At 55.9% G+C, this 24,711-nt stretch carries 21 protein-coding genes and 1 pseudogene; 13 read left to right on the top strand and 9 right to left on the bottom strand.

Annotated elements, in window-relative coordinates; all coding sequences use genetic code 11:
- The first annotated feature begins 65 nt into the window (after positions 1–65).
- Positions 66–1,922 carry an ABC-F family ATP-binding cassette domain-containing protein gene (locus R8377_RS01565; protein WP_317643219.1) on the top strand — a complete coding sequence of 619 codons (1,857 nt, stop codon included), beginning with the start codon at positions 66–68 and terminating at the stop codon, positions 1,920–1,922.
- Between the two features lie 119 nt (positions 1,923–2,041).
- Here the strand turns inward: R8377_RS01565 and R8377_RS01560 are convergent, their stop codons facing one another.
- Positions 2,042–2,770, bottom strand: coding sequence for a type 1 glutamine amidotransferase (locus tag R8377_RS01560; RefSeq protein ID WP_317643218.1), 729 nt, complete (start codon positions 2,768–2,770; stop codon positions 2,042–2,044).
- A gap of 405 nt (positions 2,771–3,175) precedes the next feature.
- On the opposite strand from R8377_RS01560, the gene R8377_RS01555 reads away from it, so the two are divergent.
- The 10 genes from R8377_RS01555 to rimM all read left to right on the top strand — a co-directional run bounded on the left by R8377_RS01555 (position 3,176) and on the right by rimM (position 12,924).
- The gene (locus R8377_RS01555; protein ID WP_317643217.1) at positions 3,176–5,596 is read left to right on the top strand and encodes a leucine-rich repeat domain-containing protein; all 2,421 of its coding nucleotides are present in this window, start codon (positions 3,176–3,178) and stop codon (positions 5,594–5,596) included.
- 103 nt (positions 5,597–5,699) lie between these two features.
- Positions 5,700–7,301 (top strand): cysteine--tRNA ligase, encoded by a 1,602-nt coding sequence (gene cysS / locus R8377_RS01550; RefSeq protein WP_317643216.1) that lies wholly within the window; start codon positions 5,700–5,702, stop codon positions 7,299–7,301.
- Between the two features lie 31 nt (positions 7,302–7,332).
- Entirely contained in the window at positions 7,333–7,542 is a 210-nt protein-coding gene (locus tag R8377_RS01545; protein WP_317643215.1) for a toxin, read from the top strand.
- A gap of 36 nt (positions 7,543–7,578) precedes the next feature.
- On the top strand, positions 7,579–7,872 hold the full coding sequence (locus tag R8377_RS01540; RefSeq protein ID WP_317643214.1) for a ribbon-helix-helix protein, CopG family: 294 nt from the start codon (positions 7,579–7,581) through the stop codon (positions 7,870–7,872).
- Positions 7,873–7,947: 75 nt separating this feature from the next.
- The gene (ffh, locus tag R8377_RS01535; RefSeq protein WP_317643213.1) at positions 7,948–9,552 is read left to right on the top strand and encodes a signal recognition particle protein; all 1,605 of its coding nucleotides are present in this window, start codon (positions 7,948–7,950) and stop codon (positions 9,550–9,552) included.
- 7 nt (positions 9,553–9,559) lie between these two features.
- Entirely contained in the window at positions 9,560–10,621 is a 1,062-nt protein-coding gene (locus R8377_RS01530; protein ID WP_317643212.1) for an endonuclease/exonuclease/phosphatase family protein, read from the top strand.
- Positions 10,622–10,960: 339 nt separating this feature from the next.
- Complete coding sequence (locus R8377_RS01525; RefSeq protein WP_317643211.1) at positions 10,961–11,401, top strand: hypothetical protein; 441 nt, start codon at positions 10,961–10,963, stop codon at positions 11,399–11,401.
- A 170-nt stretch (positions 11,402–11,571) separates the two neighbouring features.
- On the top strand, positions 11,572–12,063 hold the full coding sequence (rpsP, locus tag R8377_RS01520; protein WP_317643210.1) for a 30S ribosomal protein S16: 492 nt from the start codon (positions 11,572–11,574) through the stop codon (positions 12,061–12,063).
- A gap of 31 nt (positions 12,064–12,094) precedes the next feature.
- Positions 12,095–12,328 carry an RNA-binding protein gene (locus R8377_RS01515; RefSeq protein WP_317643209.1) on the top strand — a complete coding sequence of 78 codons (234 nt, stop codon included), beginning with the start codon at positions 12,095–12,097 and terminating at the stop codon, positions 12,326–12,328.
- Positions 12,325–12,924, top strand: a complete 600-nt coding sequence (gene rimM, locus R8377_RS01510; RefSeq protein ID WP_317643208.1) for a ribosome maturation factor RimM — start codon at positions 12,325–12,327, stop codon at positions 12,922–12,924. Before R8377_RS01515 ends, rimM begins: the two co-directional genes overlap by 4 nt.
- Before the next feature lie 80 nt (positions 12,925–13,004).
- On the opposite strand, the gene R8377_RS01505 is transcribed toward rimM, so the two are convergent.
- The 5 genes from R8377_RS01505 to R8377_RS01485 all read right to left on the bottom strand — a co-directional run bounded on the left by R8377_RS01505 (position 13,005) and on the right by R8377_RS01485 (position 18,963).
- Positions 13,005–13,742 carry a LutC/YkgG family protein gene (locus R8377_RS01505; RefSeq protein WP_317643207.1) on the bottom strand — a complete coding sequence of 246 codons (738 nt, stop codon included), beginning with the start codon at positions 13,740–13,742 and terminating at the stop codon, positions 13,005–13,007.
- Entirely contained in the window at positions 13,735–15,300 is a 1,566-nt protein-coding gene (locus tag R8377_RS01500) for a LutB/LldF family L-lactate oxidation iron-sulfur protein (RefSeq protein ID WP_317643206.1), read from the bottom strand. The genes R8377_RS01505 and R8377_RS01500 overlap by 8 nt, the downstream gene beginning before the upstream one ends.
- Positions 15,297–16,070, bottom strand: a complete 774-nt coding sequence (locus R8377_RS01495) for a (Fe-S)-binding protein (protein WP_317643205.1) — start codon at positions 16,068–16,070, stop codon at positions 15,297–15,299. The genes R8377_RS01500 and R8377_RS01495 overlap by 4 nt, the downstream gene beginning before the upstream one ends.
- 293 nt (positions 16,071–16,363) lie before the next feature.
- Entirely contained in the window at positions 16,364–17,599 is a 1,236-nt protein-coding gene (locus R8377_RS01490) for a hypothetical protein (protein ID WP_317643203.1), read from the bottom strand.
- Positions 17,600–17,802: 203 nt separating this feature from the next.
- Positions 17,803–18,963 (bottom strand): hypothetical protein, encoded by a 1,161-nt coding sequence (locus R8377_RS01485; RefSeq protein WP_317643202.1) that lies wholly within the window; start codon positions 18,961–18,963, stop codon positions 17,803–17,805.
- 216 nt (positions 18,964–19,179) lie between these two features.
- On the opposite strand from R8377_RS01485, the gene R8377_RS01480 reads away from it, so the two are divergent.
- Both R8377_RS01480 and trmD read left to right on the top strand, forming a co-directional pair.
- Entirely contained in the window at positions 19,180–20,193 is a 1,014-nt protein-coding gene (locus tag R8377_RS01480; RefSeq protein WP_317643201.1) for a YdcF family protein, read from the top strand.
- Between the two features lie 50 nt (positions 20,194–20,243).
- Entirely contained in the window at positions 20,244–21,065 is an 822-nt protein-coding gene (gene trmD, locus R8377_RS01475; protein ID WP_317643200.1) for a tRNA (guanosine(37)-N1)-methyltransferase TrmD, read from the top strand.
- 59 nt (positions 21,066–21,124) lie between these two features.
- Here trmD and rsmD read toward each other — a convergent pair.
- The 3 genes and pseudogenes from rsmD to rpmB all read right to left on the bottom strand — a co-directional run.
- Positions 21,125–21,697: pseudogene (gene rsmD, locus R8377_RS01470) on the bottom strand (16S rRNA (guanine(966)-N(2))-methyltransferase RsmD); the annotation flags it as partial.
- Positions 21,698–21,797: 100 nt separating this feature from the next.
- Positions 21,798–24,392 carry an ATP-dependent DNA helicase RecG gene (locus tag R8377_RS01465; protein WP_317643198.1) on the bottom strand — a complete coding sequence of 865 codons (2,595 nt, stop codon included), beginning with the start codon at positions 24,390–24,392 and terminating at the stop codon, positions 21,798–21,800.
- Between the two features lie 123 nt (positions 24,393–24,515).
- Positions 24,516–24,710: a 50S ribosomal protein L28 gene (gene rpmB, locus R8377_RS01460; protein WP_317643197.1), complete on the bottom strand. Its 195-nt coding sequence runs from the start codon at positions 24,708–24,710 to the stop codon at positions 24,516–24,518.
- Position 24,711 lies beyond the last annotated feature (1 nt).

Below are 24,711 nucleotides of genomic sequence, written 5' to 3'. Positions count from 1 at the left end.
ATTGCAGCAAGCATTCAGCCCTCAGTTTCATCCGCCCTCCAAGCCTCGCGCTACATTTGAATATCATGCCTACATACGATCTCGGTTTGGAACACGTTTCGCTCTCCTACGCCACGAAAGACATCTTTGACGATGTAACCCAGGGCGTCTTTGAGGGCGACAGAATCGGCATCGTCGGCCGCAACGGCGATGGCAAATCAACCCTTTTACACTTACTGGCAGGCCAGCAGGAGCCAGATTCGGGCCGAGTCACCCGCCGCGGCGGACTCACCCTCGGCATGCTGGACCAGCGCGACCCCCTCAACGACGCAGACAGCTTACGCCAAGCAGCACTAGGCAACCGCGAAGACTACGAGTGGGCTGCCGATGCACAATCACGCGAAATAGTTGAAACCCTGCTAGCGGGCATGGACTTGGATGCGCCAATTGGTTCGCTCTCGGGCGGACAACGCAGGCGTGCAGACTTGGCCCGACTCCTGCTCAAAGACTGGGATATTCTGACCCTCGACGAGCCCACCAACCACCTCGACATTTTAACCATCCACTGGCTGGCTGAACACCTCAAGAATCGTTGGAACAAGAACGCTGGTGCCCTACTGGTCGTCACCCACGACCGTTGGTTCCTCGACGAGGTCTGCTCGCGCATGTGGGAGGTGCACGACGGCGCGATTGACCCCTTCGAGGGCGGCTACTCCGCCTATATGCTCCAACGCGTAGAGCGCGACCGCCAAGCCGACGTGACCGAGACCAAGCGGCGCAACCTAGCACGCAAGGAACTAGCCTGGCTGGCCCGCGGTGCCCGAGCCCGATCCACCAAGCAGAAGTTCCACGTAAAGGCCGCTAACGAACTTATTGCCGACGTGCCACCCGTACGCGATACGCTCGAGTTAAAACGCATGGCTACCTCCCGCTTGGGCAAGCAAGTGGTGGACCTAAAAGAGGCCACAAAGTCCTATCCCCTAGCCACTGATCCTGAGCGCAGCCGCACTGTAATCGACGATGTAACTTGGCTTATAGGCCCGGGCGACCGCTTCGGCATCGTCGGCACTAACGGCGCTGGAAAGTCCACCCTGCTAGGCCTCATTGACGGCACAATTGAGCCCACCAAGGGCCGGGTCAAAATCGGCAAAACCGTAAAGTTTGCAGTGCTCACCCAGCGCTTAGACGAGCTGGAAAAGCTCAGCGAATACAAGATTCGCGAGGTCTTGAGTCGTTATAAGGCCTCCTACGAGGTTGAAGGCAAGGAAGTCACGCCCAACCAGCTCATGGAGCGCCTGGGCTTCTCCTCCGCCCAGCTGATGACGCGAATTGGCGACCTCTCGGGCGGGCAGAAGCGCCGCATGCAGCTTTTGCTGATTTTGCTCGACGAGCCCAACGTCTTGATTATGGACGAGCCAGGCAACGACCTCGACACCGACATGCTGGCCGTAATGGAAGATCTGCTAGACTCCTGGCCCGGCACCCTTATCGTCGTATCGCACGACCGCTTCCTGCTGGAGCGCGTAACCGACCAGCAGTATGCGCTCATAGACGGCAAGGTCTTACACCTGCCCGGCGGCGTAGACGACTACTTGGATATGGTTGAAGGCGACAGCAAGGCGGGAGCAGGAACCCCGGAGCAGAACCAAGGAGGCCAAGATTCTGCCCTGAGTATCACTGCCAAGGAGAGTGCTCAGCCGGCGGCGCAGAGCAAGGCCGAGCGGCAAAACCAGCACGAGCTAAGCAAAAAGTCGCGTGCTATCGAACGCAAGCTGGCCAAGCTCAACGGGCAAATCGAGCAGCTGCAAGCGCAAATGGCTAGCCACGATCCTAGCGATTACGCCGGTTTAGGCGAGCTCAACGAGCAGATGAAGGCAGTGCAGGCTGAGATAGACCCCTTAGAAGAGGAATGGCTCAGCATCGGCGAGCAACTGGAATACTGAGCAAGTAGCCGGGCGCAATTACAGCCCGGCTTCTCCCCTATTTGGGGACGCTCAGTCATTGCAGCAGCTCCAGAATCACAGCTCTGTTGGCACTTATCACAGCTGCAAGAACGTCTCATTCAGCTTTCGATAGGCTGGGCCGAATAGGTGGAGCACCGAGCCGCGAAGGCCGAGAAGATTGAATCAGCCAAGGGCTGCATGAGTGGATCAGCGCTCTGGAAATCTTCAAAAAGTTGAGCTATTTGCCCCTTCTTGAGGCCATCAACTACCTGCGGCTCGTCTAACCACTGCTCAAAAATCGGAGCCGTCACTTCGACGTGGAACTGAAGCCCCAGAGCCGAACCCTTACGGAAGGCTTCGACCTTTGATTGGGCAGATTTGGCCAGCAGCTTAGCACCCGGAGGCAGGGTCACGCAGTCGGCGTGCCATTGCAAAACCGATGTCTCCTTCTGAACCCAAGACGACACGGCATCGTCTGATTCCACCCATTTGACCTGAGAGAGCTCGCGCTGTTCTTTCTTGCCAACTACTAGCTCGCCACCCAAGGCCCGGGCCAGTATTTGATGCCCCAAACAGATGCCCAGCACCGGCAGCTCAGCCTCCACGGCAGCCTTAGCCAGCTTGGTCTCTGCCTTGAGACCGGGGAAGCGTTCGTAATCGTCGGCTCTCATGGGCCCGCCCATGAGCACCAGCCCGGCCAATTCACCCGGCTCGGGCAATTGAGGTTTCTTAATGCTGGCCACCGTTAACGTCTCGGTTTCCAGCCCCACATCTTCGAGGTTCTCTCCCACGCGACCGGCCCGTTCCCAGTCAGCATGTTGCAAGATAAGCACTTTGCGTTTTGCCATACCTCCCATTGTGCCACTAGGGGCAGCCCACTCCCCGACCGCCATCCACCATAACGGGTCTAAACACCAATAATTCCAAGACCTAAACCGAGCGACCAACCCGCGTACGCTCTTGCATTTTATTCCCAATGGCGAACACCTATTCCAAGAACACGAAGGCCAACAACCAGTTTGAACACACTTCTACAAGAAAAATGCTAAACTGACGATATTGTAAATAAGTGCTGAACGCTTGACACAGGTTGGGGAACCAAACAAGCAAAGCCATTCAAGAAGCTACCAGCACAAATATATAAGTTTTGATAGGCCAAGCGCTCGGCAGCGCGCACAGGCCTCGCGGAGGGTTTTATATGCGTAACGTACGAGCCACGAGCGCTACCGTACTACTACTATCCTTGGCTGTCTTTGGGGGGGGGGGCTGTTAGTTTAGCGGCCACCATACCAGCTCACGCGAAACCCGCGACTCATAGCGCCCAACCACTCACCAGCAAAAACGCATCCGCATCTGCACCGGCGCGTAATACGCAGCCTGCAACAACAGCGGCTCGTTCACTTATTCGTCTGAAACCACGCGGCGGCAACTGCACCATCGACAGCAGCAGCATCGCAGCCTGCATCCCCGATTCCAACCTTGCCGATAAAATTGCTACAACGCTCAACACCACCACCTCTGCTACTCTCACCACTACCCTCATCAACAGCCTCGTCTTTTTAGAAGCAAGCCACGCAGGAATTACAAATGTTGAAGGTATACAACACTTCACCAACCTCGAAAAACTACACTTAAGCAGCAATCAGATTACCGATCTCAGCCCGGTCACCGGACTACCTAGGCTCACCACTCTGAACGCAGTTTATAATCAGATAACAACCACAGGCCCCCTCAACAATCCCAACCTCGAAAGCCTCGACTTATACCAGAATCAGCTCACAAACATAGCTAGCATCAATTGGAATGGGCTCTCCAAGCTCGAAATCCTTAGATTGGAACACAATCAGCTTATCGATATCAGCCCGGTCACCGGACTACCAAATCTCATCAGGTTGAGCGCACCCAACAACCTGATCACTACCGTTGGCGATCTTAACAATCCTAACCTCACCGTGATTGAACTAGACGGAAATAAGCTCACCAGCCTAGCTAGCGTCAATTGGAACAGCCTCACCAAACTCGAGACCCTCAAAATAGGCTCTAATCAGTTCACCAACCTTAGCTCAATCACCGGTCTACCAAAACTTACATATTTGCACGCATTCAATAATAAGATTAACGACATCAGCAGCACCAACTGGAACGACTTCGGTAAGCTTAGAGATCTCAACTTAAGCAAGAATAAGATCCCCAGCATCAGCGCACTCACCGGCCTAACCGACCTCACCAGGTTGTATGTGGAGGATAATCAGGTAACTAACCTCGGCAGCCTCGATTTCCCCAACATCGAACTCATCAATTTAAGCCGCAATAAGATCCCCAGCGTAGCCAGCGTTAATTGGAACAACCTCACCAAACTCCAAAAACTTTATCTGGACTATAATCAGATTACCGATTTCAGCCCAGTCACCGGATTATCGAGCCTCACCTATCTCACTGTATTCTATAATCGGATTGTAACCACAAGCGATCTCAACTTCCCCAACCTGACATATCTCAACCTAGGTTCCAACAAGCTATCAACTATAGCGCAGATCAGTTGGGGCAACCTCACCAAACTCCAAGAGCTTGCTTTGCTCAATAATCAGATCACCGATATCAGTAGCATCGACTGGAGCAAACTCACCGAACTCCAAAAACTTCATATGTCCTTTAATCAGATTACCGATCTCAGCCCAGTCACCGGATTATCGAGCCTCACCTATCTCAATGCATCCTACAATCAGATTGTAACCACAAGCGATCTCAACTTCCCCAACCTGACCGAACTCAGCCTAAGTTCCAACAAGCTATCAACCATAGCGCAGATCAGTTGGGGCAACCTCACCAAACTCCGAACGCTCAACCTAGACAAGAACGATATCACTGATATCAGTAGCATCACATGGAACGACTTCACCAAACTCCATGAGCTCACCTTGGACAATAATCAGATCACTGACCTCAGTAGCATCGACTGGAGCAAACTCACCAGCATCACCGAGGCACGATTCGTTGAAATATCCGATCAGAAGCTGCGTTTGCCAGACGCGCCTGGTTACGCAGACGATCCACTCGTCGTAGGACCTGCCACCACCAGCACCAATACTTATGCTACGCCGGCCAAAAACCCAGATAACAGTGATAAGGCATCACCAGCCGGAGGCACTTACCACCCTAACGATGGCACCTACACCTGGGAGCGCACCTACCCCGGAGATTACCAATACTCGTTTACTAGTACCGTCACCTTGCCCTATGCTTCAGCAACCATCAGCTTTGACGGAACCATCTCCCAGCATGTGCCCGGATACGCGGTACTCTTCGACCCCAACGGCGGCACCCTCCACACGCCAAAGGGAGTGCCAGTCCTCACAGCCGGCAGCACCATCAGTGCACCAAGCATCAGGCCCTCAAAAAGCGGCGATTTCGTTCTCCTAGGCTGGTATACCCACCCCACCGAGGGTATCAAATGGGACTTCGATACCATGCCGGTAAACGGCAACATGACCCTTTACGCCCGCTGGACACCCGCCGCCATACTCCCCCACACCGGAACCATACCCCTCCAACAATGGAGCGGAAGTGCGCTACTCGCCATGAGCGTACTAACAGCAGCAGGATACGCAATCCACAAAATAAAACAACACCGCAGCTTAAAACCCCAACACACAACCAAACGCAAACAAAGGTAAACACTAAAGCTCTTAATACCGACGCACCAAGTGTTGACCTCTACGATTGAGCAGCAGATTTTCTTCCTTGCTGATGTCAGGATAAGCAAGTAGGCTTTTGTCTATGAACTTGAGCTCTGATGCGCGTAATTCCAACGATTCTGTGAGCCCGGCGGCGGCAGGGTTGAAGCTGTACGACACGGCTTCTAAGGCCGTGAGCGCCTTTGTGCCTATCGAGCCGGGCAAGGTGGGAATCTACGTGTGTGGTGCTACAGTACAGGCTTCTCCGCATGTGGGGCACGTGCGTACGACGCTAGCTTTCGACGTGATTCGCCGCTGGATGACCAAGCTCGGCTACGACGTGACATTGATTCGCAATGTGACCGACATTGACGACAAGATTCTGAGCAAGGCCGCGGATGCTGGGCAGCAATGGTGGGAGCGCGCCTTTATCTACGAGCGCGAATTCACCAAGGCTTACGACCAGCTGGGTGCCCTCCCCCCTACTTACGAGCCGCGGGCCACGGGGCATATTCCACAAATGATTGACTTAGTCATGCGTTTAATCGACCGTGGCCATGCCTATATTGTGCCCGACGCAGAGGGCAATCCTTCGGGAAACGTGTATTATGATGTGGAATCTTGGCCCGAATATGGCGCTTTGACTCATCAGGAAAGCGGCACTCAGGCCGCCGACGAGCAGGCTGCCGTAGCCGATCAAATGGGCCCTTCGGTAGACGCCCAGGGAGAAGACAAATACAATCCCGCTGGCGAAGACGACTTGGACGCAGCTTCGGTCAAGCGAGGCCCGCGCGACTTCGCCCTCTGGAAGGCTTCCAAGCCCACAGATCCTATAACTGCCCGCTGGGTCACTCCCTTCGGCACTGGTCGCCCGGGCTGGCATTTGGAATGCTCAGCCATGAGCAGGCGCTACTTGGGAGCCGATTTCGACATTCACGGCGGCGGTCTCGACCTGCGTTTCCCCCACCACGAGAACGAAATGGCCCAGTCTCACGCAGCTGGTTGGGGCTTTGCCCACCGCTGGATGCACACCGCTTGGGTGACGCAAAAAGGCGAGAAAATGTCCAAGTCGCTAGGCAACGGTCTGGCCGTATCGACCGTGCTCGACACCTACCCGGCTTGGGTAGTGCGATACGCGCTAGTTTCCGCCCACTACCGCTCCATGCTGGAGTGGTCCGACCAGAGCCTGCACGAAGCGCAGTCCGCCTACGAGCGTATCACCGGCTTCGTAGAGCGCGCCGGCAAAGCCTTGGGCTGGCAGCCTTCCCGCGAAGAAGTGGCTGCTCTCCCCGTTGAGCTCTTGCCCGCAGATTTTGTGGCAGCTATGAACAACGACATCTCGGTTTCCGAGGCTCTAGCCGTGGTCTTCGCCCGCATTCGTCAGGCCAATGCCAACATGAGCGAAGGCTCCAGCAATGACGGACAGAATCAATTATTGAAGGACCTACTGGCAGTCCGTGCCATGCTCGACGTCTTCGGCCTCGACCCGCTCGACCCCCACTGGGCCCAGCCCGGACAAGGTCAGCAGTCCAGCGCAGCCCACGACGCTCTGGAAAGCCTAGTCTCCCAAGAACTTGCCAACCGCCAGTCCGCCCGCGCCAACAAAGACTTCGCTCAAGCCGACGCCATCCGAGACCGCCTAGCCCAAGCCAACATCATCATAGAAGACACCCCCCAAGGCCCCGCCTGGCACCTAGAGAGCTGACCACAAGAGGTTTTTGTGGTACAATTTTTAAATGTTCATCATCTCCTCGGCGCTTAAACACGATGTCACGCCAGAAGATGCTGTCTTGGTAGTAGACCAACTAATACGAGCCTTTGAATTACAAGAGGAACCTGCCAAAACCTTATACTTAGGCTTCTCGTCAGAGGGAATACCGCTCGAAGTCGTGGTGTTGGAAACTTCAAAAGGTCCTACGATTATTCGCCATGAGAATGCGCAGTAAATATATCAAACTATTACAAGGGAAGGAGCCGAAAATATGAGTACGTACACGATGCTTTCAGAGAGCAGTTTCATTCCTGAAGAGGCGGCTCTTATCCGCAAGGAAACGGCTCGGGCAGAGCGTGGATACAGCTCCGCCGAACTCGAAACCGCAGTAGAGCGCACTCCAGGCCGCCCCTTAGCAGTGGGGGCAACTCCAGCCTCCACCATCATTAAGGTAAGGCTTGACGACGAGCGTGACCAACGACTGAATCGATACGCTCGACAGCACGGTCTGAGCGTGAGCGCGGCGGTGCGGGCACTTCTTGATCAGGCTTTGGCGAAAGCGTAGCTCCTGATTGGGCTTTGAGCGGCTAATAGTAGATAGAAAGCTTTTCTCCCGAGTGACCGCTAGAATTGGAGCATTATGGCTGCTTTTTCTTCTTTGACTGACAGATTGTCGAACGCTTTTACGCACTTGCGCTCTAAGGGCAAGCTGACTGAGGCCGACATCGACGGCACTATTCGCGAGATTCGTCGCGCCCTGCTCGATGCCGACGTCTCGCTCGATGTGGTGCGCTCCTTCACCGCTAAGGTGCGCGAGCGCGCGCTGGGTGCCGAAGTCTCCGAGGCTTTGAACCCCGCCCAGCAAGTGGTTTCTATCGTCAACGACGAGCTGACGCAGATTTTGGGAGCTGGCGTTGACCGCCCTCTCAACTTCGCCAAGAACCCACCAACGGTCATCATGCTGGCAGGTTTGCAGGGTGCTGGTAAAACTACGCTGGCTGGCAAGCTGGGCTACTGGCTCAAAGATGCGGGCCACACCCCCCTGCTGGTGGCAGCAGATTTGCAGCGCCCCAACGCCGTAACCCAGTTGCAGGTGGTCGGCGAGCGCGCAGGCGTGCCCGTATACGCCCCCGAACCCGGCGTGCAGACCCGCTCTTCCGATGTGGTCTCCCCCGGTCAGGCGACTGGCGACCCAGTGCAAGTGGCGCGAGACTCTATTGAAGAGGCCAAGTCTAAGCTCTACGACACGGTCATTATCGATACGGCCGGCCGCTTGGGCGTGGATCAAGAGCTGATGACCCAGGCGCGCAACATTCGCGACGCAGTCAATCCAGACGAAATCCTCTTCGTTATCGACGCCATGATTGGCCAAGACGCAGTCACCACGGCTCAGGCCTTCGACGAGGGCGTGGACTTCACAGGCGTGGTGCTCTCCAAGCTCGACGGCGATGCCCGCGGCGGTGCAGCACTCTCAGTGGCATCGGTGACCGGCAAGCCTATTCTCTTTGCCTCTAACGGCGAGGGTTTGAAGGACTTCGAGGTCTTCCACCCCGACCGCATGGCTTCCCGCATTCTCGACATGGGCGATATTCTCACCCTGATTGAGCAGGCCCAGCGTGAGTTTGACGAGGAAGAGTCGCGCAAGGCCGCCGAAAAAATGGCCGAAGGCTCTTACGGTTTAGATGACTTTGTAGAGCAGCTCCAGCAGGTGCGCAAGCTGGGTTCGATGAAGTCGATTTTGGGCATGATTCCGGGCATGGCTCAGCACCGCAAGGAGTTGGAGCAGCTCGACGAGAAGGAGATTGACCGCACTGAGGCCATCATCCGCTCAATGACTCCCGCCGAGCGCCGCGACCCCAAGATTATTGACGGTTCCCGCCGCGCCCGCATTGCTTACGGTGCAGGCACTACTGTTTCCGCGGTCAACGGTCTCCTCCAGCGCTTTGAGCAGGCTGCGAAAATGATGAAGCGCATGAGCAATGGCGCCCGTCAGATTCCCGGCATGCCAGGCTTTGGCGGCAAGCCCTCGAATTCGAAGAAGGGCAAGAAAGCTAAGAAGAAGGGCAAGGCACGCTCTGGCAACCCCATGAAGCGCGAGCAGGAGGAGCAGGCCTTACGCGAGCGCCTTGCAGGGGGCGGCAATAAGCCTTCGCAGGGTGGCTCCGCTTTCGCCAAGCAGACCCCGCAAATGCCGGAGATTCCGCCGAACTTGGGCGGTGGCCTCTCGGGTCTCTTAGGAGCCTGAGCTCCCGGTGAGTACTTTGCTCTGGACCTTCCTGGTTCTGTGCGCCCTATGGATGGCCTTGCGCTTCCTGCCTACGGGTTGGGATTGGCATAGGCCTCTACCCGAGCTGATTGCGCTTATTCCGCTGCTAGCTGGCCCCTTGATGGCCTTAACCCTCTGGGCCCTGCTGGCAGCCGCTTGGCCCCAGCTCATACTGGCGGTGCTATTGCTGACTTTGGAAGCGATTTGGCAGCTTCCCTTCTTGCTGCGCCTGCCTCCGCGGCTGCTTCGCTCTGTAGTAGGCCTGCCCGTATTCAGCCAGTCGGCCCCGCAAAATAGCGAATCTGAGCTTCAAAAAAGCCTGCGCTTTATGACGCTCAACTGCCGCTATGGTAAGGCTAGCGCCGCCGCCATAGTGGAAGCTGCCCGCCAGCAGAACTTAGACGTATTGGCCTTGCAGGAACTCTCCGCCGAGCTGGTTGCCAGCCTAGAGAGCGAAGGGTTGAGCCAAGTCCTGCCTTATAAGATTGTTGGGCCATCTACTGCCGACGACAACGGCGGTTTTAACGCTCTCTTTTCGCGCATTGAGCCCCGAGTTCAGCAGCCGGTTTCCGTAACGCTGCCGGCCTCCGCAGTACCCGTCATGACTTTGGAAGCCTTAGGCAAGACTATTGAAGTAGCGTCTGCCCACCCCAAGTCTCCCCAGCGCGGCGGTTCCAACTGGGGTGCCAGCATTCTAGCCCTCACCAGCCTGAGCCCGGTTGCCCCCCTCGACCCGGAGCAAGCACACCTGAGCCCGCAAGTCCCGGCCGAGCGCGAGAGCGTAATTTTGGGTGACCTCAACTCCTCGATTCATCACCCCTCCTTCCGCCGCCTGCTCTCGGACGGCCGCCTGCTTGACGGCGCGGTCTCCCTCCACGCCGGCATTCACCCCACCTTCCCCGCCTCATGGAAGGCCCTGCCCCCACTCATAGAAATCGACCACCTCCTCCACTCCCCCGGCCTGCGAGTGCGCGCCATGAAATCTCTGCTCATTCCCGGCTCCGACCACATGGCCCTCACCGCCACGTTACTGAGCAGCCATAGCTAGGACTGAGATGTAGTTCTGCATAATCTTGAATCCACTCACAACGGTGGAATCACCATATTCCGCATGTGTTTGATCAGTCTCAAAGCATGCCGTAATGTTAGCTAGATCACATTCAGCGTGGTTGGCTTGGCAAGTGGAAGCCTAGGACTTGCCAAGATGTAGTTGGGTATATTAGCTGCAGAGGATACCGGTCCGGTGGTTTGTGGAAAGACCAACAATAGCCATGACGTTCCTCTCAGCCAAATAACAAGAAACCATCGAGGAGTCAAATGGTCTGGTCTTCAATGGCGCCCATGATGTCGTTAACCATGTATAAACGGTCAAATTAGGGAAAAGTTAATGCAGAAGCATCAATTAAGCAAACGCACACGTTCCATTATTCGAGCCTGCTTAATTGGTGCTCTGACATATAGCATTTTATGGTTAGCTGCCTCCTTGTACCTCCGCAAAGAAGAGCAACATTATCAAGGGAATTTGCTCGCTTGGAATACTTCAGTAAGCCTACTCAACGGGATTAACGATCAAGTCGAAAAAATGCCAAAGTCTATGCGGGGCGGTGTAAAACCGGCTGAGAACTATCCAGCATTCGATTCGAAGGCCGAGAAATGGCTATTGGGCTCTCCCGCATACCGCAGCTCACCTTTTATCTGGCAACAAGTCTCAGATGCACTGCACAACAGAAAATGTTCCATCAATCTTGAAACAGCCGAGAATTTTAATATCCAGCAGGCACTGACCCTCCTCGATGACCTCTCCAAAGTTCAAGCCAAAGACAGCTGACCGCGCCTTTGTTCGATGGTATGAACTTATCTGCCCTGTGAGATATAATTGGGCTGTTATTCATGTGAGCGGGCCCTCTCAAACCGTTCGCTTGAGGAACGCGTGGTGCTCGAATTGTATGCCCCACATAGAGTTCGGATATCACATTTCTAGTTACAAGGAGAGCCGTTTTGGCAACCAAGATTCGCCTGAAGAGAATGGGTAAGAAGTTCTACGCCTTCTATCGCGTCGTCGTAGTCGATTCTCGCAAGAAGCGTGATGGCAAGGTCATCGAGGAGATTGGTACTTACAATCCCAACACCCAGCCTTCTACGATCAATATCGATTCTGAGCGCGCTCAGTACTGGCTCGGCGTGGGTGCACAGCCCAGCGAGCCCGTATTTAACCTGCTCAAGATTACTGGCGATTGGCAGAAGTACAAGGATCTGCCCGGCAAGGAAGGCACTTTGAAGGTGCCCACCGCTGGAGCAGACGCACAGGCTCGCATTGAGCAGGCTGAGAACGAAGCTCAGAAGCTCAAGGCTAAGAAGTCCGAAGCCGCAGCTAAGGCTAAGGCCGAAGCTCCTAAGGCTGACGAGGCTGAGACTGCCGAAGCTACCGCAAACGTTGAGGCCGCAGCCCAGTCTGGCGAGGAAGAAAACCCCGCTGCTGACGCTGAGTAAAGCCCTTTCATAGCGATTGGAATGGTGAACTATGCTCGCACAGGCTGTGGAACATCTGATTAAGAACATCGTCGATTTTCCAGACGATGTTTCCGTGCGCTCCAATGAAAACGCTCGTGGCGAACTGCTGCGGGTGCGCGTGAACCCGGAAGATATCGGGCGCGTAATTGGTCGCAACGGCCGCACTGCTAACGCGATTCGCACCGTGGCTCAGGCCATTGGCGATCACAAGGTGCGCGTAGACATTATGGATGTGCGCCAGTGAGCCAGGTCGCATCTGACCGCTCGAATGCAGACCCTCAGCAGTCTCGGCTGTTGAGGGTCTGCCGTATCGGGCGCGCCCAAGGTCTCAAGGGCGAAGTCAACGTTTACGCATTCACCGACGAACCAGAGCGCCGCTTCTCCCCCGGTTCGGTCCTCACTACTGCCGACGAGGCTCGCGCCTTTACGGTAGTTTCCTCTAGGCGCTTTAAGAGCCGCTGGATTGTACTCTTTGAAGGCATCGAAGACCGCAATGCTTCTGAAGCTCTCAACGGCATTGAGCTCTACGCTCCAGCCGATCCTCCCGGCGAGGAAGAAGACGACGACGCCTGGTATTTAGACGACTTAGTGGGTCTCGAAGTCCGCATGGCCGCCAATAACGGCCTTGGACGCCCCGCTGGCGAGCTTATAGGAACTGTGGCTGGAGTTATTGACGCTCCGGCCCAGCAGCTCATAGAGGTGGCTTTACAGGCCAGCAACGGCAGCGAACCAGCCCCCGCTAGCTTAGTGCCCTTCGTAGAGCAGATTGTGCCCGAGGTTGAGCCCGAAGAAGGCTATATCGGCATTGACCCGCCCAAGGGCCTCCTGCCTCTGGACTGAGCAAACAGCAAGAACCCCTGCCCGGCAATAGCTAGGCAGGGGTTCTTGCATAAGCAGTGCAAGCCGCTTGCATACGCCGATTACATATCTTCAACGACCAGGTAATTCATATCCAAAGGCCCGTGAACGCCCACGACTAGCACCATTTCAATATCGCCAGTGTTAGAGGGGCCGGTAATGAAGTTGATGTTGGAAGTGACCAGCTCGCCCGACTTGAGCATGGGATCGTAGCGGTCCATGGCCTGACGCGAGCGCGGCAGAATCCGAGACTTGCGAACAATGGCCAAGTAGTGGACCGGCAGGAAGTGGAAGGTGCGCCCCTGCCCCGGCGTGGTAGCCGCGGTAATGGTGCCCGACTCCGCCAGCAGGTAGTCAGCGAAAGCAATAGCTGCGCCCGCATGCTCGGCCGTCTGAATATTCTCCTCGCGACTGGCATCCGGCTTCCAATAGGTAGGCGCCGGGTCGGTGAGCCCCTGCTTCCAGCTCTCCAATCCAAAGTCTGCGTAGAGGTCGGAGGTGGGTAGGAGGAGGTGGTTGTGGTCGTCGGCCTGGTAGGGGTCGTCTTTCATATCTACCAGCTTGGCCTTAATGAAAGCGTTGAGCGTGGCCGGCAACTCGGCTTTGGTAGTGGTCTGGAAGGTGACGTGCACCCCTTCGCTGTTCTTACGGGCAATCTCTAGGAGCTCGTCTTGGCTCTTGCCAGACAGGGTAGTCTCCGGCAGGTCGTTGACCGGCACGAGCGGGTTGTCGGCCAGCTGGTGGCGGGCACGGCCGCTCTTAGTAGCGAGATTGTTTAGGAATACTTCGCGGTCAGTCATGCTGGGCCTCCCCTCGCTTAGCCTTCTCCGCCTTGATTTCTTGCTGGCGCTGAGCCGTGTGAGCAGCAACTTTGGGGTCTGCCTCGACTGGCTTGTGGGTCTTATACCACTTGCGGAAGCCGTCTTTGTGGGCTGGTGGATCCGGGAAGTCGCGCTCCTTGGTCCACCCGCCGAAGACGAAGGGCATCCAAGACAGATGCTTGCCGTCCTCGTAGAGGTTCTTCACATTCTGCGGATTCTTCTTAGCAATTACCGAAGTTCCGGTGTGTGCCACACCTAGAGCCGGGCGGAAGAGGGAGGGATGACCGGTGCCTAAGCCCACCACGCGCATCACCGCATCTTCAATCAGCTGGCTCTGGTGGAGGTCGTCCATCATAATTTCGCGATGCTTGACCAAGAGCTTGTGGAGCGGAATCTTCACCGGGCAGGTGGCTGAGCAGGCGGCACACACCGAGCAGGCATAAGGCAGGTCGGCGAAGTCGTCGTAGTTGCCTTCGAGCACGGGCGAGAGCACCGAACCGACTGGGCCCGGGTAAATGGAACCGTAGCCGTGGCCGCCAATGTGGCGATAAATGGGACATACGTTGAGGCAGGAAGCGCAGCGGATGCACTGCAAGATGGGCTCGAAATCAGTGCCCAGAGCGTTAGAGCGGCCGTTGTCGAGAATCACCACGTAGAAGTCTTCGGGGCCGTCAGTCTCGTCGGCAGTCTTGCGGTTGGTGAAGGTGCAATAGGTGGTTATCTTCTGCCCTACTGCGGAGCGGGCCAGCATGTTATCCATGGTCTCGGCTTCTTTGAGGGTGGGCACCAGACGCTCCATGCCCATCACCACGACCTGAGTCTTGGGAATAGCCATGCACAAGTCAGCGTTGCCCTCGTTGGTATCGAGGTTAATCCAGCCGTTGTCTGCGATGGCAAAATTGCAGCCGGTGATGCAGAAGTCATTCTTGAGGAAGCGCTCGCGTAAGACCTTGCGGGCAAAGCGGGCCAAGTGCTGGGGATCGTTGTCTCCCTCATAGCCCAGCTTCTTGATGAAGACTTCGCGGACTTGGTCGCGGTTCTTGTGGATGGCAGGGAAGACCAAATGCGTAGGCTCATCCCAGTCGTCTTCCTGCAAGATAAACTCGGCCAAATCGGTCTCAAGCAGGTCGAGGCCGGGAATCTCCAGCAGGGCCTTGTCGATGCCAATTTCTGTGGTAACCATCGACTTTGACTTCATCACATGCTTGGCTTGCTTCTTCTTGGCCAGCTCTACTATGAAGTCGCGCGCTTCTACGTCGGTTTGCGCAAAGAAGACGTGACCACCATTCTTTTCAACGTTGTCAGAGAACTCTTCCAAGTAGTCGGGCAGGTAGCGCACCACGTGCTGGCGAATCTGCTCGCCCAAGTTGCGCCAATCCTCCCAGTTGCCGAGCTCCTGGCGGGCACCTTCGCGCTTCACCCACTGGGCGTCCTGAGCGCTGGCAATAGCTTTTTGTGCAAACTTATCTTGCTCTGATTCCTTGACGCGGGTCAGAAAATCGTGGTCGCTGTTGCGAATCATCGAAGCCGTTTTCATACCAGGGCTCCTTCCTTGGAATCCACGAACGTAACCCGGCTCATATCCACATTGTGGTTGAGCACTTCGGCCAAGTGCATTATGGTAATCTTTTCACCCCGGCGGTTCAGGCGGCCACCAATGTTCATTAAGCAGGCAGGATCGCAGGAGATTAAGACCGAAGCGCCGGTGCTGAGCACATCGTCGACCTTCTCGTTGACCATCTGCTTAGAAATCTCTGGCTCCTTCATGGAGAACATACCGCCGAAACCGCAGCAGTTTTCGATGTGAGGCAGGGGCTCCATTTTTAGATCCTTGACGTTGTCAAGAAGAACGAAGGGGCTGGTGCGCTCCCCTAGCAGGCGGGTCATGTGGCAGGAGCGATGGTAGGTGCCCACTGCGTCGAGCTCAGCGCCCGCATTCTTAATTCCGAGCACGCGGTAGACGAACTGCGAGAATTCGTAAGTCTTATCGGCCATCTGCTTAGCCTTGGCCTGGTAGTCAGGCTCGTCTTTCAGGTGGAAGGGAAGCTCCTTGAGCATGTTTACACAGGAGCCAGCCGGGCCCACGATGTAGTCTGCATCGACTCCCATGAGGGCATCAATCTCGTTATGCATGGTATGGCGAGATTCTTTAACGTAACCGCTGTTGAACGTGGGCTGAGCGCAGCAAATCTGCTTCATAGGCATGTAGGTCTCGCAGCCGAATCGCTCCAGCACTTCGACCATTGCCTTCGCCACATTCGGGAAGAGCATATCGACCACGCAGGTGGAGAATATTACGACCTTCATATCGACTCTTTTCGACGAGCTAATACTACCGTTGCGCCCCCGGTTGCGTTTGGACTGATGCAGACTACTCAGCCCGTGATTGACATCCGAACTGGCCAGGCCTTATACAGCATTGATAGGGCCTAGTCAAGAGCTACTATAAAAATCATCTCACCAATTACAGACTCAACACCCCGAAAAGCGGGAATCTCCATATTTAAATAGTGATTCGCGCCACTTTACGCAGGGCAAGAACGTTTTCTCCCTCGATGAAATCACATCAGTATTCTGCTGAGAGCTCACAGAGAAGAACTTCAATCCTTATCTGCTGTATTACGGCTCCACGCCACCATATATGCCGCCGCCATAGCAAGTACCAGCGTAATGAGCACCAAGGCAATAGTGGAGGAACCAGTCTTTGCCAACACGCGCACCACCGGATTGCTGTTGGAAAAATCAGTCGAGATTGCACTGTCTTGATCGGCGGCCGCCTTGGCCGAATCGCTCGCGCCCGCAGCCCTAGAGTCCGGGTCAGTAGACGGAGCAGCGCCCGCAGCTTGTTGGTCTGGCTTGCTGGGAGCAGCCGGTGCAGATGCCGCAGCAGGTTGACCGGTGTTAGAGGTGCTAGCACTGGAGGCCGGCAGGCTGGAATAGGCCAGCGTGTAAGTCACCGGACTGACCAGGTTGTTCACGTCTGGCAGGGCGCGAGTCAAGTTCTGAGCGGACTGCTGGGGCTGGAGCGTGACGTTAGTAAAAGTGGCGCCGATTGCAGCAGGGTCTAAAGTCCAGGTGCTTTTAGGACCAGAAAGTGAGGGAATTTGCGCCGAGACGAGTACGGAAATATCTTTTTGCGTAGTAAATACAAAGTTGAGCGAATGGGCATTGGAGCCTAGACCCTTGCTAATCGACAAGTTTACGTAGTCGACTTGGTCGGCCTGCAAGATGCCGGAGACTTCCCTACCGGCTGCATCGTACCAGCGCACACCTAGCTCGAAACCTGCATCGCGCATGCTTTGAATCGTAGCTTGGAGCTCCTGGCGGTTGAAGGAGAGCGAAGCCAGCTGCTTGTGGGTCAGGTGCAGGCCAGGGTATGCAGGCTTGGCAAGACTGAATTCCTTCATGATGCTCATTGTTTGCGTGTCATCATCGTCGGAATAATAGGCTGGTTTGAAGTTGTCTCCCACAATGGACTGAAGCTGGGCTAAATCGTCAGAGGTGAATTTGCTACCAATCTGGAAGTCGAGCGAAGCGGACACATCGATAGAAGAATCCTCTTGGCTTGTTTGAGTAGCGTGGGCAACCGTCCAACCAGAGGGAACGCCGCTGACTCGCACAGCAGCAGGCTTAGCTGCCAGCCGGTAGTTGGTGCGATTAAATACAAAGCTGTCTACGGGCTTGCCGTCTGCACTCAGGCTTACACCAGCTAGTTTAGGATTGACTATTGCTGCTTGAGCGTTGCTGGGCGTGCCTACAATCACAGCCACAGTAAGTGCCGCAAGGCCTACGATTCCAGCTACCAACCGCTTCACAGCCACCTTCACACCTGACATATTCGCCCCATCACCTGTTTCATCGCTACGCAACCGTATGATTCATGTCTCACACGCTAGCATTGCGCTCTCCTATGATAATCCTGCCCCGGGTCTTTGGCCCAACCCTCACAATACAAATGTGGCTGCTAGCAACAATCGTTGATAACAGCCACATTTCGAACTATCGAACCTGAGAACAGGTCAGACTAGGGTCTAAGCATTCAGCGAGTCCTACGGCTCAGCAGCAGACCACCAGCGGAGACAAGGGCCAGAGCCAGAGCAGCCACAAGCACAACACTTATCGAAGAACCGGTACGAGCCAGCACGGACTTTTGCGCAGGATCCTTAGCTTTAGTCTCACTCTTAGGAGCAGGCTTAGCAGCTTCAGGCTGCGCAGGAGCGGCCGGAGCCGGAGCAGCAGGAGCAGGCTTACCAGGAACGGCAGGAACCGGTGCTGCCTGAGCCGCTGCCGCAGCAGCTGCGGAATAGTTGAAGACGTAGGTAACAGGAGCAGCAGTGGCGCCCGCCGTCGTACCGACGAGAGACTTTACAGCAGCCTTAGGAGCCGCAGCAACTGGCCTGATCGTTACAGAAACGGAACTGTCAGTGAACGTGTTGGACAAAATGCTCCACTCATCGTCAGCATGCCATGCAGTTCCCTGAGACTGGCCACCGGCGATAGGACCAAGATCTGGCTCGGCAGTAAAGATATAGCTCATAGAGCGAACGTCTTTGCTGTAGTTCGCAATAATGTCAAGCTTCAAGTACTTTACCTCTGAGCGCTCAATAGTTTGGCGACCTTGAGCGTCGTAACTAGCGCGGCCAAAGCCAAAGCCAGCAGCACGAGCAGCCTGGTAAGCAGCCTGATCCTTATCGTTCAAATTGAAGGAGAGGTTGACCAGTTGCTGTTGGCTGACCTTCATACCAACATATTCGTGCTTATCCAAGCTAAAATCATTGAAAACAACTGGATTTTTAACATCGGTGGAATCGGTGTAATAGGAGGGCTTGAAGTTTTCGCCAACGGCAGCCTTGAACTTCGCGGTATCTTCTGGCGTAAAGTCCGAACCGAGATGAATGTCGTTCTTATTCCGGTCCGAAGAGGAGCTCTTCTTAAGAGCATTGTCGACAGTCCAGCCCTTAGGCACACCGGTCAGGTCTACGTATGCAGGCTTTCCGGGAATCGTGTAAGTAGTCTTGGTGTAATCAAAATCAGTTAAGAACTTGCCGTCAATATTAACTCTCACCGTTTTGAGTGCGGAGTCAACTTCGGCTGCGTGCGCAGGGTGCGTAGCAGTGGCGACTGCAAAGCCCATTGATACCGTGACTACAACCGCAACGGCAGATGCCACCTTCTTATATGTATTGATAAAAGAACCCATGGCCCCCAACCCTTCTTTTTCCTTCACTAACTCGCAACACGCGGAAACGTTCCCTCGACACACTCCGACGCAGACAAATACGTTTTCAGTGTCAACCTTACAATACTTTTACGACTTATACACAAAATATTCTCAGAAAGTACAAAACTCATGCCTGCGCACAATCTTGATAGAGTCGAGGTGAAGAGCTAACTCGATGAGAGTGGAGAGAAACGCATGAATACAAGCTGGCAACTCCTGCTGCTATACCTGCCCAGCATCGTTTTTGGGCTCCTGCTCCTGCACGACGTGCACCACGAACCCCGCCAGTTCCGCAACGCCATCTGGCTGCTCCTGTTTGTGGTCAGCCTGGCTGGCACCCTCCTCCTGCAATTCGGCAGAGAATATCTGCTGCTGCCTGTAGCCCTACTGGTGGTGGCAACACCAATATTGGTGGTTGCTTTCCTACTCATTAACAATGTCATCGTTGTAGGCCACGAGGGCCTGCGTTTGTCGACTATCTTGCCCTCGCTGCTGGCCCTGTGCATCTTGGCGATGATGACGCTCTTCCCCTTACTCTCCGCTTATCACGCGCCCCTGTGGCTCACCAGTCTAGCGGGATTAATCACCCTTGAGGGAGTTTGGTTCTTCTTCACTTTTGCTGCCCTTTTGCTCTACTCATACCTTTATCGCCTGCTGCCTCGCAAGCGCCTGTATGATTACATCGTTGTGCACGGCGCTGGCTTACTGGGAGACCAGCCCACTCCGCTTCTCAAGGGTCGGCTCGATAAGGCATTGCAATTGTGGGAGCAACAAGGCAGCAAGGCCACCATCATCGTCTCGGGTGGGCAAGGTTCAGACGAAGTCATCTCTGAGGCGCAGGCCATGGAGCATTACCTGGTGTGCGAGCGCGGAGTCAATCCAGCCTCCATTGTGCAAGAGGCGCAGTCGACCACTACCCTCGAGAACCTGCAATATTCTAAGGAAATCATCGAGCAACGCTGCCAGGGCCGTGACTACCGGGCGGCCTTGGTCACTAGCGATTACCACGTATACCGCGCCAGCGAGTATGCCAGCAAGGTTGGACTCAAGGCCGACGGCATCGGCAGCCACACCAAAGGCTACTACTGGCCCACCGCTTTTATCCGCGAATTCATCGCCGTGAGCCGGGCCCACCTGTGGCCTTACATCGTTATAGGAGTTTTCTGGCTGATCCCCACCGCCATCGGCTTGCTCAATAATCAGCTCTAGGCTTGCCGGAGTGCGGGAGGCTGGGTCTGCCCTTGGTTAGGATGGGGAGCATGAAGATTGACATCGTTTCCGTGTTTCCCGAATATTTTGACGTGATGCAGCTGAGCTTGCTGGGCAAGGCACAAGCCAAGGGGCTGCTGGAAGTGCGCACGCATAACCTGCGGGATTGGACCCACGATGTGCACCATTCTGTCGACGATACGCCAGTTGGCGGCGGAGCCGGAATGGTAATGAAGCCCGAAGTGTGGGGCGAATGCTTAGATGAACTACTTGGAATCAGCGCCGAATCCAATCAGAACTCGCAGCCAGGGCAGGCAGCCGAAGCTAAGCCAGTACTCATTTTCCCCAACCCTTCGGCGCCGCTCTTTCGCCAGGCCGATGCCACCGAACTGGCCGGGGCCAGTCAGCTGATCTTCGGCTGCGGGCGCTATGAGGGCTACGATGGTCGCCTGCCCAGCTACTACCAGCAGCAGGGCTACGATGTGCGCGAGTATTCGATTGGCGATTACGTGCTGAACGGCGGCGAGGTGGCGGTAGCGGTCATGCTTGAGGCTATTACCCGCTTAATACCGGGATTTATGGGCAATCCCGACTCGATTGTAGAGGAGTCATACACCGGCGCCGAGCCGCTTTTGGAATACCGGCAGTACACGCGCCCGACTTCTTGGCGGGGGCTCGATGTGCCAGAAGTCCTGACTTCGGGCGACCACGGCAAGGTCGACCGCTTCCGGCGAGATGAAGCCCTTGAACGCACCTCACAGATTCGGCCAGACCTGTTAGAGCGCTTGGATTGCGCCGGACTCAGCAAGAAAGACAAGGCCAAGCTCGAAGCACTGGGCTGGGATGTGAGCGGCGAGCACCCCCACAAATAGTTGAGGCCAGGCCGCAAGCCCCCCCTGCGCAAGCCTCCTTGCCTTTGCCTGCCTAGCGCTTACTCTTTAACGCAGTAATAGACAGCGGTCTCACCGTAGGACTTGCTCTCTTCGAGATTCCACCCCTGGGGCAGCTGGGGTTCAGGCGAGCGAGTGGACCGCTCTAAGACCACCAGAGCCCCTGAAACTGCGGCACCCTGCTCCCCCAGTTGAGCCAAAAGCTGGTCGCAGTCGACCGATTCCATAGCATAGGGCGGATCTATAAAAATAAGGTCGAAGGCCTTGGCAGGCGCAGCCAGATAGCGTTCTACTTTATTCGTAATCACCTGAATGGAATCGTCTTCCTGCCAGACAGGAGAAGCCTTGAGCTTGGCTGCGCTCTGCCCAATAAGCGAGGCGGCCTTGCGCGAATATTCCACCGCTACCAGCTGGCGGCCGCCGCGGGATAGGGCTTCGAAACCTAGGGCTCCGGTGCCTGCGTAGAGGTCGAGCACCCGAGCATCGTCGAGGTAGCCTTGGGCACTCAAGTGAGAGAATATAGCTTCCTTGGTGCGGTCGGTAGTGGGGCGGGTGCCTTTGAGAGCTGCAGGGATGGGCATTCCCTTAAATCTGCCGGCGATAATACGCATGGCTCCTACCTTCCGATATCTCTTGCAACACCTAGATAAGTGCTTGCATTAATGGACAATGTCAACTATTTACCTGAGCCTTTCCTTGGCTCTAGGGCTCAACTCAGGTGGAAGTCAAGAACGTTTCGTTGCCCCGCGTAAAGTCGAGGGCCGCACCAGACAGCTGCACTTGGCCCTTCAGTTCCGGGTCGGCTTCTAGGAGGGACTGGGCCTGCTCTCGTGCCTTAATAATCATCTTGGCATCGCTCACTACCCGCAGGAGCTTCAAGGAGGAGCGGCCGCCGGACTGAGCGTCGCCCAAGACATCTCCAGCCCCGCGCAATTCGATATCTGCCTGCGCAATTTGGGCGCCATCAGTAGAAGTGCGAATGACCTCTAAGCGTTGAGCTGCCAAGGAATCTGGCTGGGCTCTCGAAACTAAGAAGGCCCAGCTCTTGCTGCCACCGCGCCCGACTCGACCGCGCAACTGGTGAAGCTGGGAGAGACCAAAACGGTCGGCATCAAATATGGCAATAACCGAGGCTTGGGGCACATCCACGCCCACCTCAACTACCGTAGTGGCCACCAAAATCGGTGTCTTGCCCGAGGAGAAGTCGGCCATTACTTGCGTCTTTGTCTCGTCGTCATCTCGGCCAGTGAGCGTGGCAATAGGAATGCCTGCCAGTTGGGGCAGCGAAGCCAAGCGCCGACTGATTTCCTCAACCGAATGGAGGGGCTGCGCAGGCTCAGATTCTTCGCTCTCCTGAGTTGCATAGGGGTCAAGCTCCAAGAAAGCGTTCTCGTCAGTAGCTTCGCAGGCCACTGCCTTCTTCGATGCCGCTTTGCCCTCACCGGCAGCTCCCGTCTGCTCGGCAGGATCGTCCTCGTCAATGCGGGGGCAGACCACGTAGGCGCGCTCCCCCGCTTCGACCCGCTGGCGCATCAGGAGGAACATATTGGCCATGGTGCTCGAATCGAGCTCGGGAATCACATATGTTTGCACCGGTTTTCGGCCGCCGGGCAGCTGGGTCAGCATGGAAATATCCAAGTCGCCAAACCAAGTCATCGCTGCCGAGCGCGGAATGGGTGTGGCCGTCATAACCAGCAAATGCGGAGCTTTCTCGGACTTGCGGCGCAGGGCCTCGCGCTGCTCTACACCAAAGCGATGCTGCTCGTCGATGACCGCCAAGGCGAGATTGGGAGCTTGGAAGGTCTTGGAAAAAGCGGCGTGAGTAGCGATAACAATGCAGGGCTGGCCTGAAGCCGAAATAGCTAGGGCCCGGCGGCGTTCGGAGAGCTTCATACCGCCCGTTAAGAGGACCAGAGGAACTGGAGCTTCCTTATTCACATGACTTTGTCCATCTTTTTTAGGAGCGTCATCGATAGAATCGTCTGCCTCGGCTGCACTTCCCTCGCCGTCAGACTGGTCCGAGCTTGAACTGCTGAGAGCGCCCAGCATGCGGCCGATTGACTCAAAATGCTGCTCAGCCAAGACCTGAGTCGGCGCCACCAGCACGGCCTGATAGCCTGCTTCGACCGCTTGCAACATGCCCGCCAGAGCTACTACCGTCTTACCCGAGCCCACCTCGCCCTGCAAAAGCCGCTGCATGGGGTAATCCTGAGCCATGTCTTGGCCGATTTGGTCAATGACTTCACTCTGACCGCTGGTGAGCTGGAAGGGCAGGGAATCAACAAAACGCTGCTCCAGGGAGCCGGGCTGCGGCTGAGGGCAAGTGTAAGTCTCAATTTTGCGGGCTTCGTTGCGTGAGCGCAGCAGGGCAACTTGCGAGACGAATGCCTCCTCAAAGCGCAAAGTCTCGGCTGCTGCTCGGAAACCAGATACCTGACTAGGCGTGTGCATACTCACGAAGGCTTGGGCCCGGCTCAGAAGGCCATTGCTGGTCCGCACCGACTCGGGCAGAATGTCAGGAACGGCGGCAGCTAAGGCCTGAGAGTCTATGGGAGCGGCAGTGGAGTCAGACTCGGGGCCTTCAGGCGCAGCATCTACAGCGGGGGCAGCAGCAGGAGCGTCAGAATCGGCAGAATCGGCAGCCGGCTCTGGTGACTGAGCTGCGGGCGCTGCCAGCATACGCATAAAGCCGACGATAGTCTCGTGAATATGGTCCGAAGATATGCGCGAATTGGCATGGTAGACCGGACGGGGGCGAGACACCTTTGCGAGGGCCTCTTCAACCGAGTCAGCATCTGGGCGAATAGAGCCGGGCAGTAAGTCGGAAGCCGAACCGCTGGGAGATTGAGCCACGACTAACACTTCGGGATGAGTGAATTGCAACTGCCCGTTGAAGACGCTGGGGTCTCCCGCTAGCACCACGCTTATGCCCAGCTGGAGCCGCATCTGCATCCAGTCAATGTAAGACTTGCGGTGGGAGAAGAATACTAAACGGGCCGTTTTACCAGCCATACCGCGCTCGGGAGCGTAGTCGCTATCGTCTATGAGCACGTCTAGGCGAAAGCCGCGCCTGCCTCCCATCGGAACCGCTCGCACCTGCTCCACGCGAGCCGCCAGAGCGCTGGGCGTGCCTACTACCAGTTCGGCAATAGAGCGCACCGGTACCGGGTCAGTTACGCGGAAGGGGTAATAGGTGAGAGCATCAGCGACGCTGACAATGCCAAGAGATTTGAGCGCACTGACCCGACGTTTGTTGCTCAGAAGCGACGATACTGCGCTAGTGAGCGAAACCGTCTGTGCCGTGGTCATGCTTCCTCCTGCCCGTTGTTTCGACTATATCCGAAGCCCAGGAGCCGCGAGCCCTGCTGTAAGCGCAAATACAAAGACCCCCAGAGAGAACTCTGGAGGTCTATAAGTATTGGCCGAGGTGACTCAGGCAGCTACGCGCTGCACCTTGCCAGCCTTGAGGCACTTGACGCAGACGCGAATGCGCATGTTCTCACCGTCGACAGTAGTGTGAACCGACTGTAGGTTGGGACGGAAGACGCGCTTATTGCGAATATGCGAATGCGAAACACTGAAACCAGCGCGAGGACCCTTGCCGCACACTGCGCAACGAGCTGCCATG

The organism is Bombiscardovia apis (genome assembly GCF_033095945.1).
In the GTDB taxonomy this organism is placed as follows: domain Bacteria; phylum Actinomycetota; class Actinomycetes; order Actinomycetales; family Bifidobacteriaceae; genus Bombiscardovia; species Bombiscardovia apis.
The sequence above is the reverse complement of the archived record's forward strand: the minus strand, read 5'-3'. Positions and strand labels throughout refer to the sequence as shown.

Coding starts and splice junctions, on each gene's coding strand:
- R8377_RS01480 (WP_317643201.1), top strand. CDS start 19,180: ATGAATACAAGCTGGCAACTCCTGCTGCTATACCTGCCCAGCATCGTT.
- R8377_RS01560 (WP_317643218.1), bottom strand. CDS start 2,770: ATGGCAAAACGCAAAGTGCTTATCTTGCAACATGCTGACTGGGAACGG.
- ffh (WP_317643213.1), top strand. CDS start 7,948: ATGGCTGCTTTTTCTTCTTTGACTGACAGATTGTCGAACGCTTTTACG.
- R8377_RS01565 (WP_317643219.1), top strand. CDS start 66: ATGCCTACATACGATCTCGGTTTGGAACACGTTTCGCTCTCCTACGCC.
- R8377_RS01540 (WP_317643214.1), top strand. CDS start 7,579: ATGAGTACGTACACGATGCTTTCAGAGAGCAGTTTCATTCCTGAAGAG.
- R8377_RS01525 (WP_317643211.1), top strand. CDS start 10,961: ATGCAGAAGCATCAATTAAGCAAACGCACACGTTCCATTATTCGAGCC.
- trmD (WP_317643200.1), top strand. CDS start 20,244: ATGAAGATTGACATCGTTTCCGTGTTTCCCGAATATTTTGACGTGATG.
- R8377_RS01505 (WP_317643207.1), bottom strand. CDS start 13,742: ATGACTGACCGCGAAGTATTCCTAAACAATCTCGCTACTAAGAGCGGC.
- R8377_RS01545 (WP_317643215.1), top strand. CDS start 7,333: ATGTTCATCATCTCCTCGGCGCTTAAACACGATGTCACGCCAGAAGAT.
- R8377_RS01490 (WP_317643203.1), bottom strand. CDS start 17,599: ATGTCAGGTGTGAAGGTGGCTGTGAAGCGGTTGGTAGCTGGAATCGTA.
- R8377_RS01485 (WP_317643202.1), bottom strand. CDS start 18,963: ATGGGTTCTTTTATCAATACATATAAGAAGGTGGCATCTGCCGTTGCG.
- R8377_RS01465 (WP_317643198.1), bottom strand. CDS start 24,392: ATGACCACGGCACAGACGGTTTCGCTCACTAGCGCAGTATCGTCGCTT.
- R8377_RS01515 (WP_317643209.1), top strand. CDS start 12,095: ATGCTCGCACAGGCTGTGGAACATCTGATTAAGAACATCGTCGATTTT.
- R8377_RS01500 (WP_317643206.1), bottom strand. CDS start 15,300: ATGAAAACGGCTTCGATGATTCGCAACAGCGACCACGATTTTCTGACC.
- rpmB (WP_317643197.1), bottom strand. CDS start 24,710: ATGGCAGCTCGTTGCGCAGTGTGCGGCAAGGGTCCTCGCGCTGGTTTC.
- R8377_RS01495 (WP_317643205.1), bottom strand. CDS start 16,070: ATGAAGGTCGTAATATTCTCCACCTGCGTGGTCGATATGCTCTTCCCG.
- cysS (WP_317643216.1), top strand. CDS start 5,700: ATGAACTTGAGCTCTGATGCGCGTAATTCCAACGATTCTGTGAGCCCG.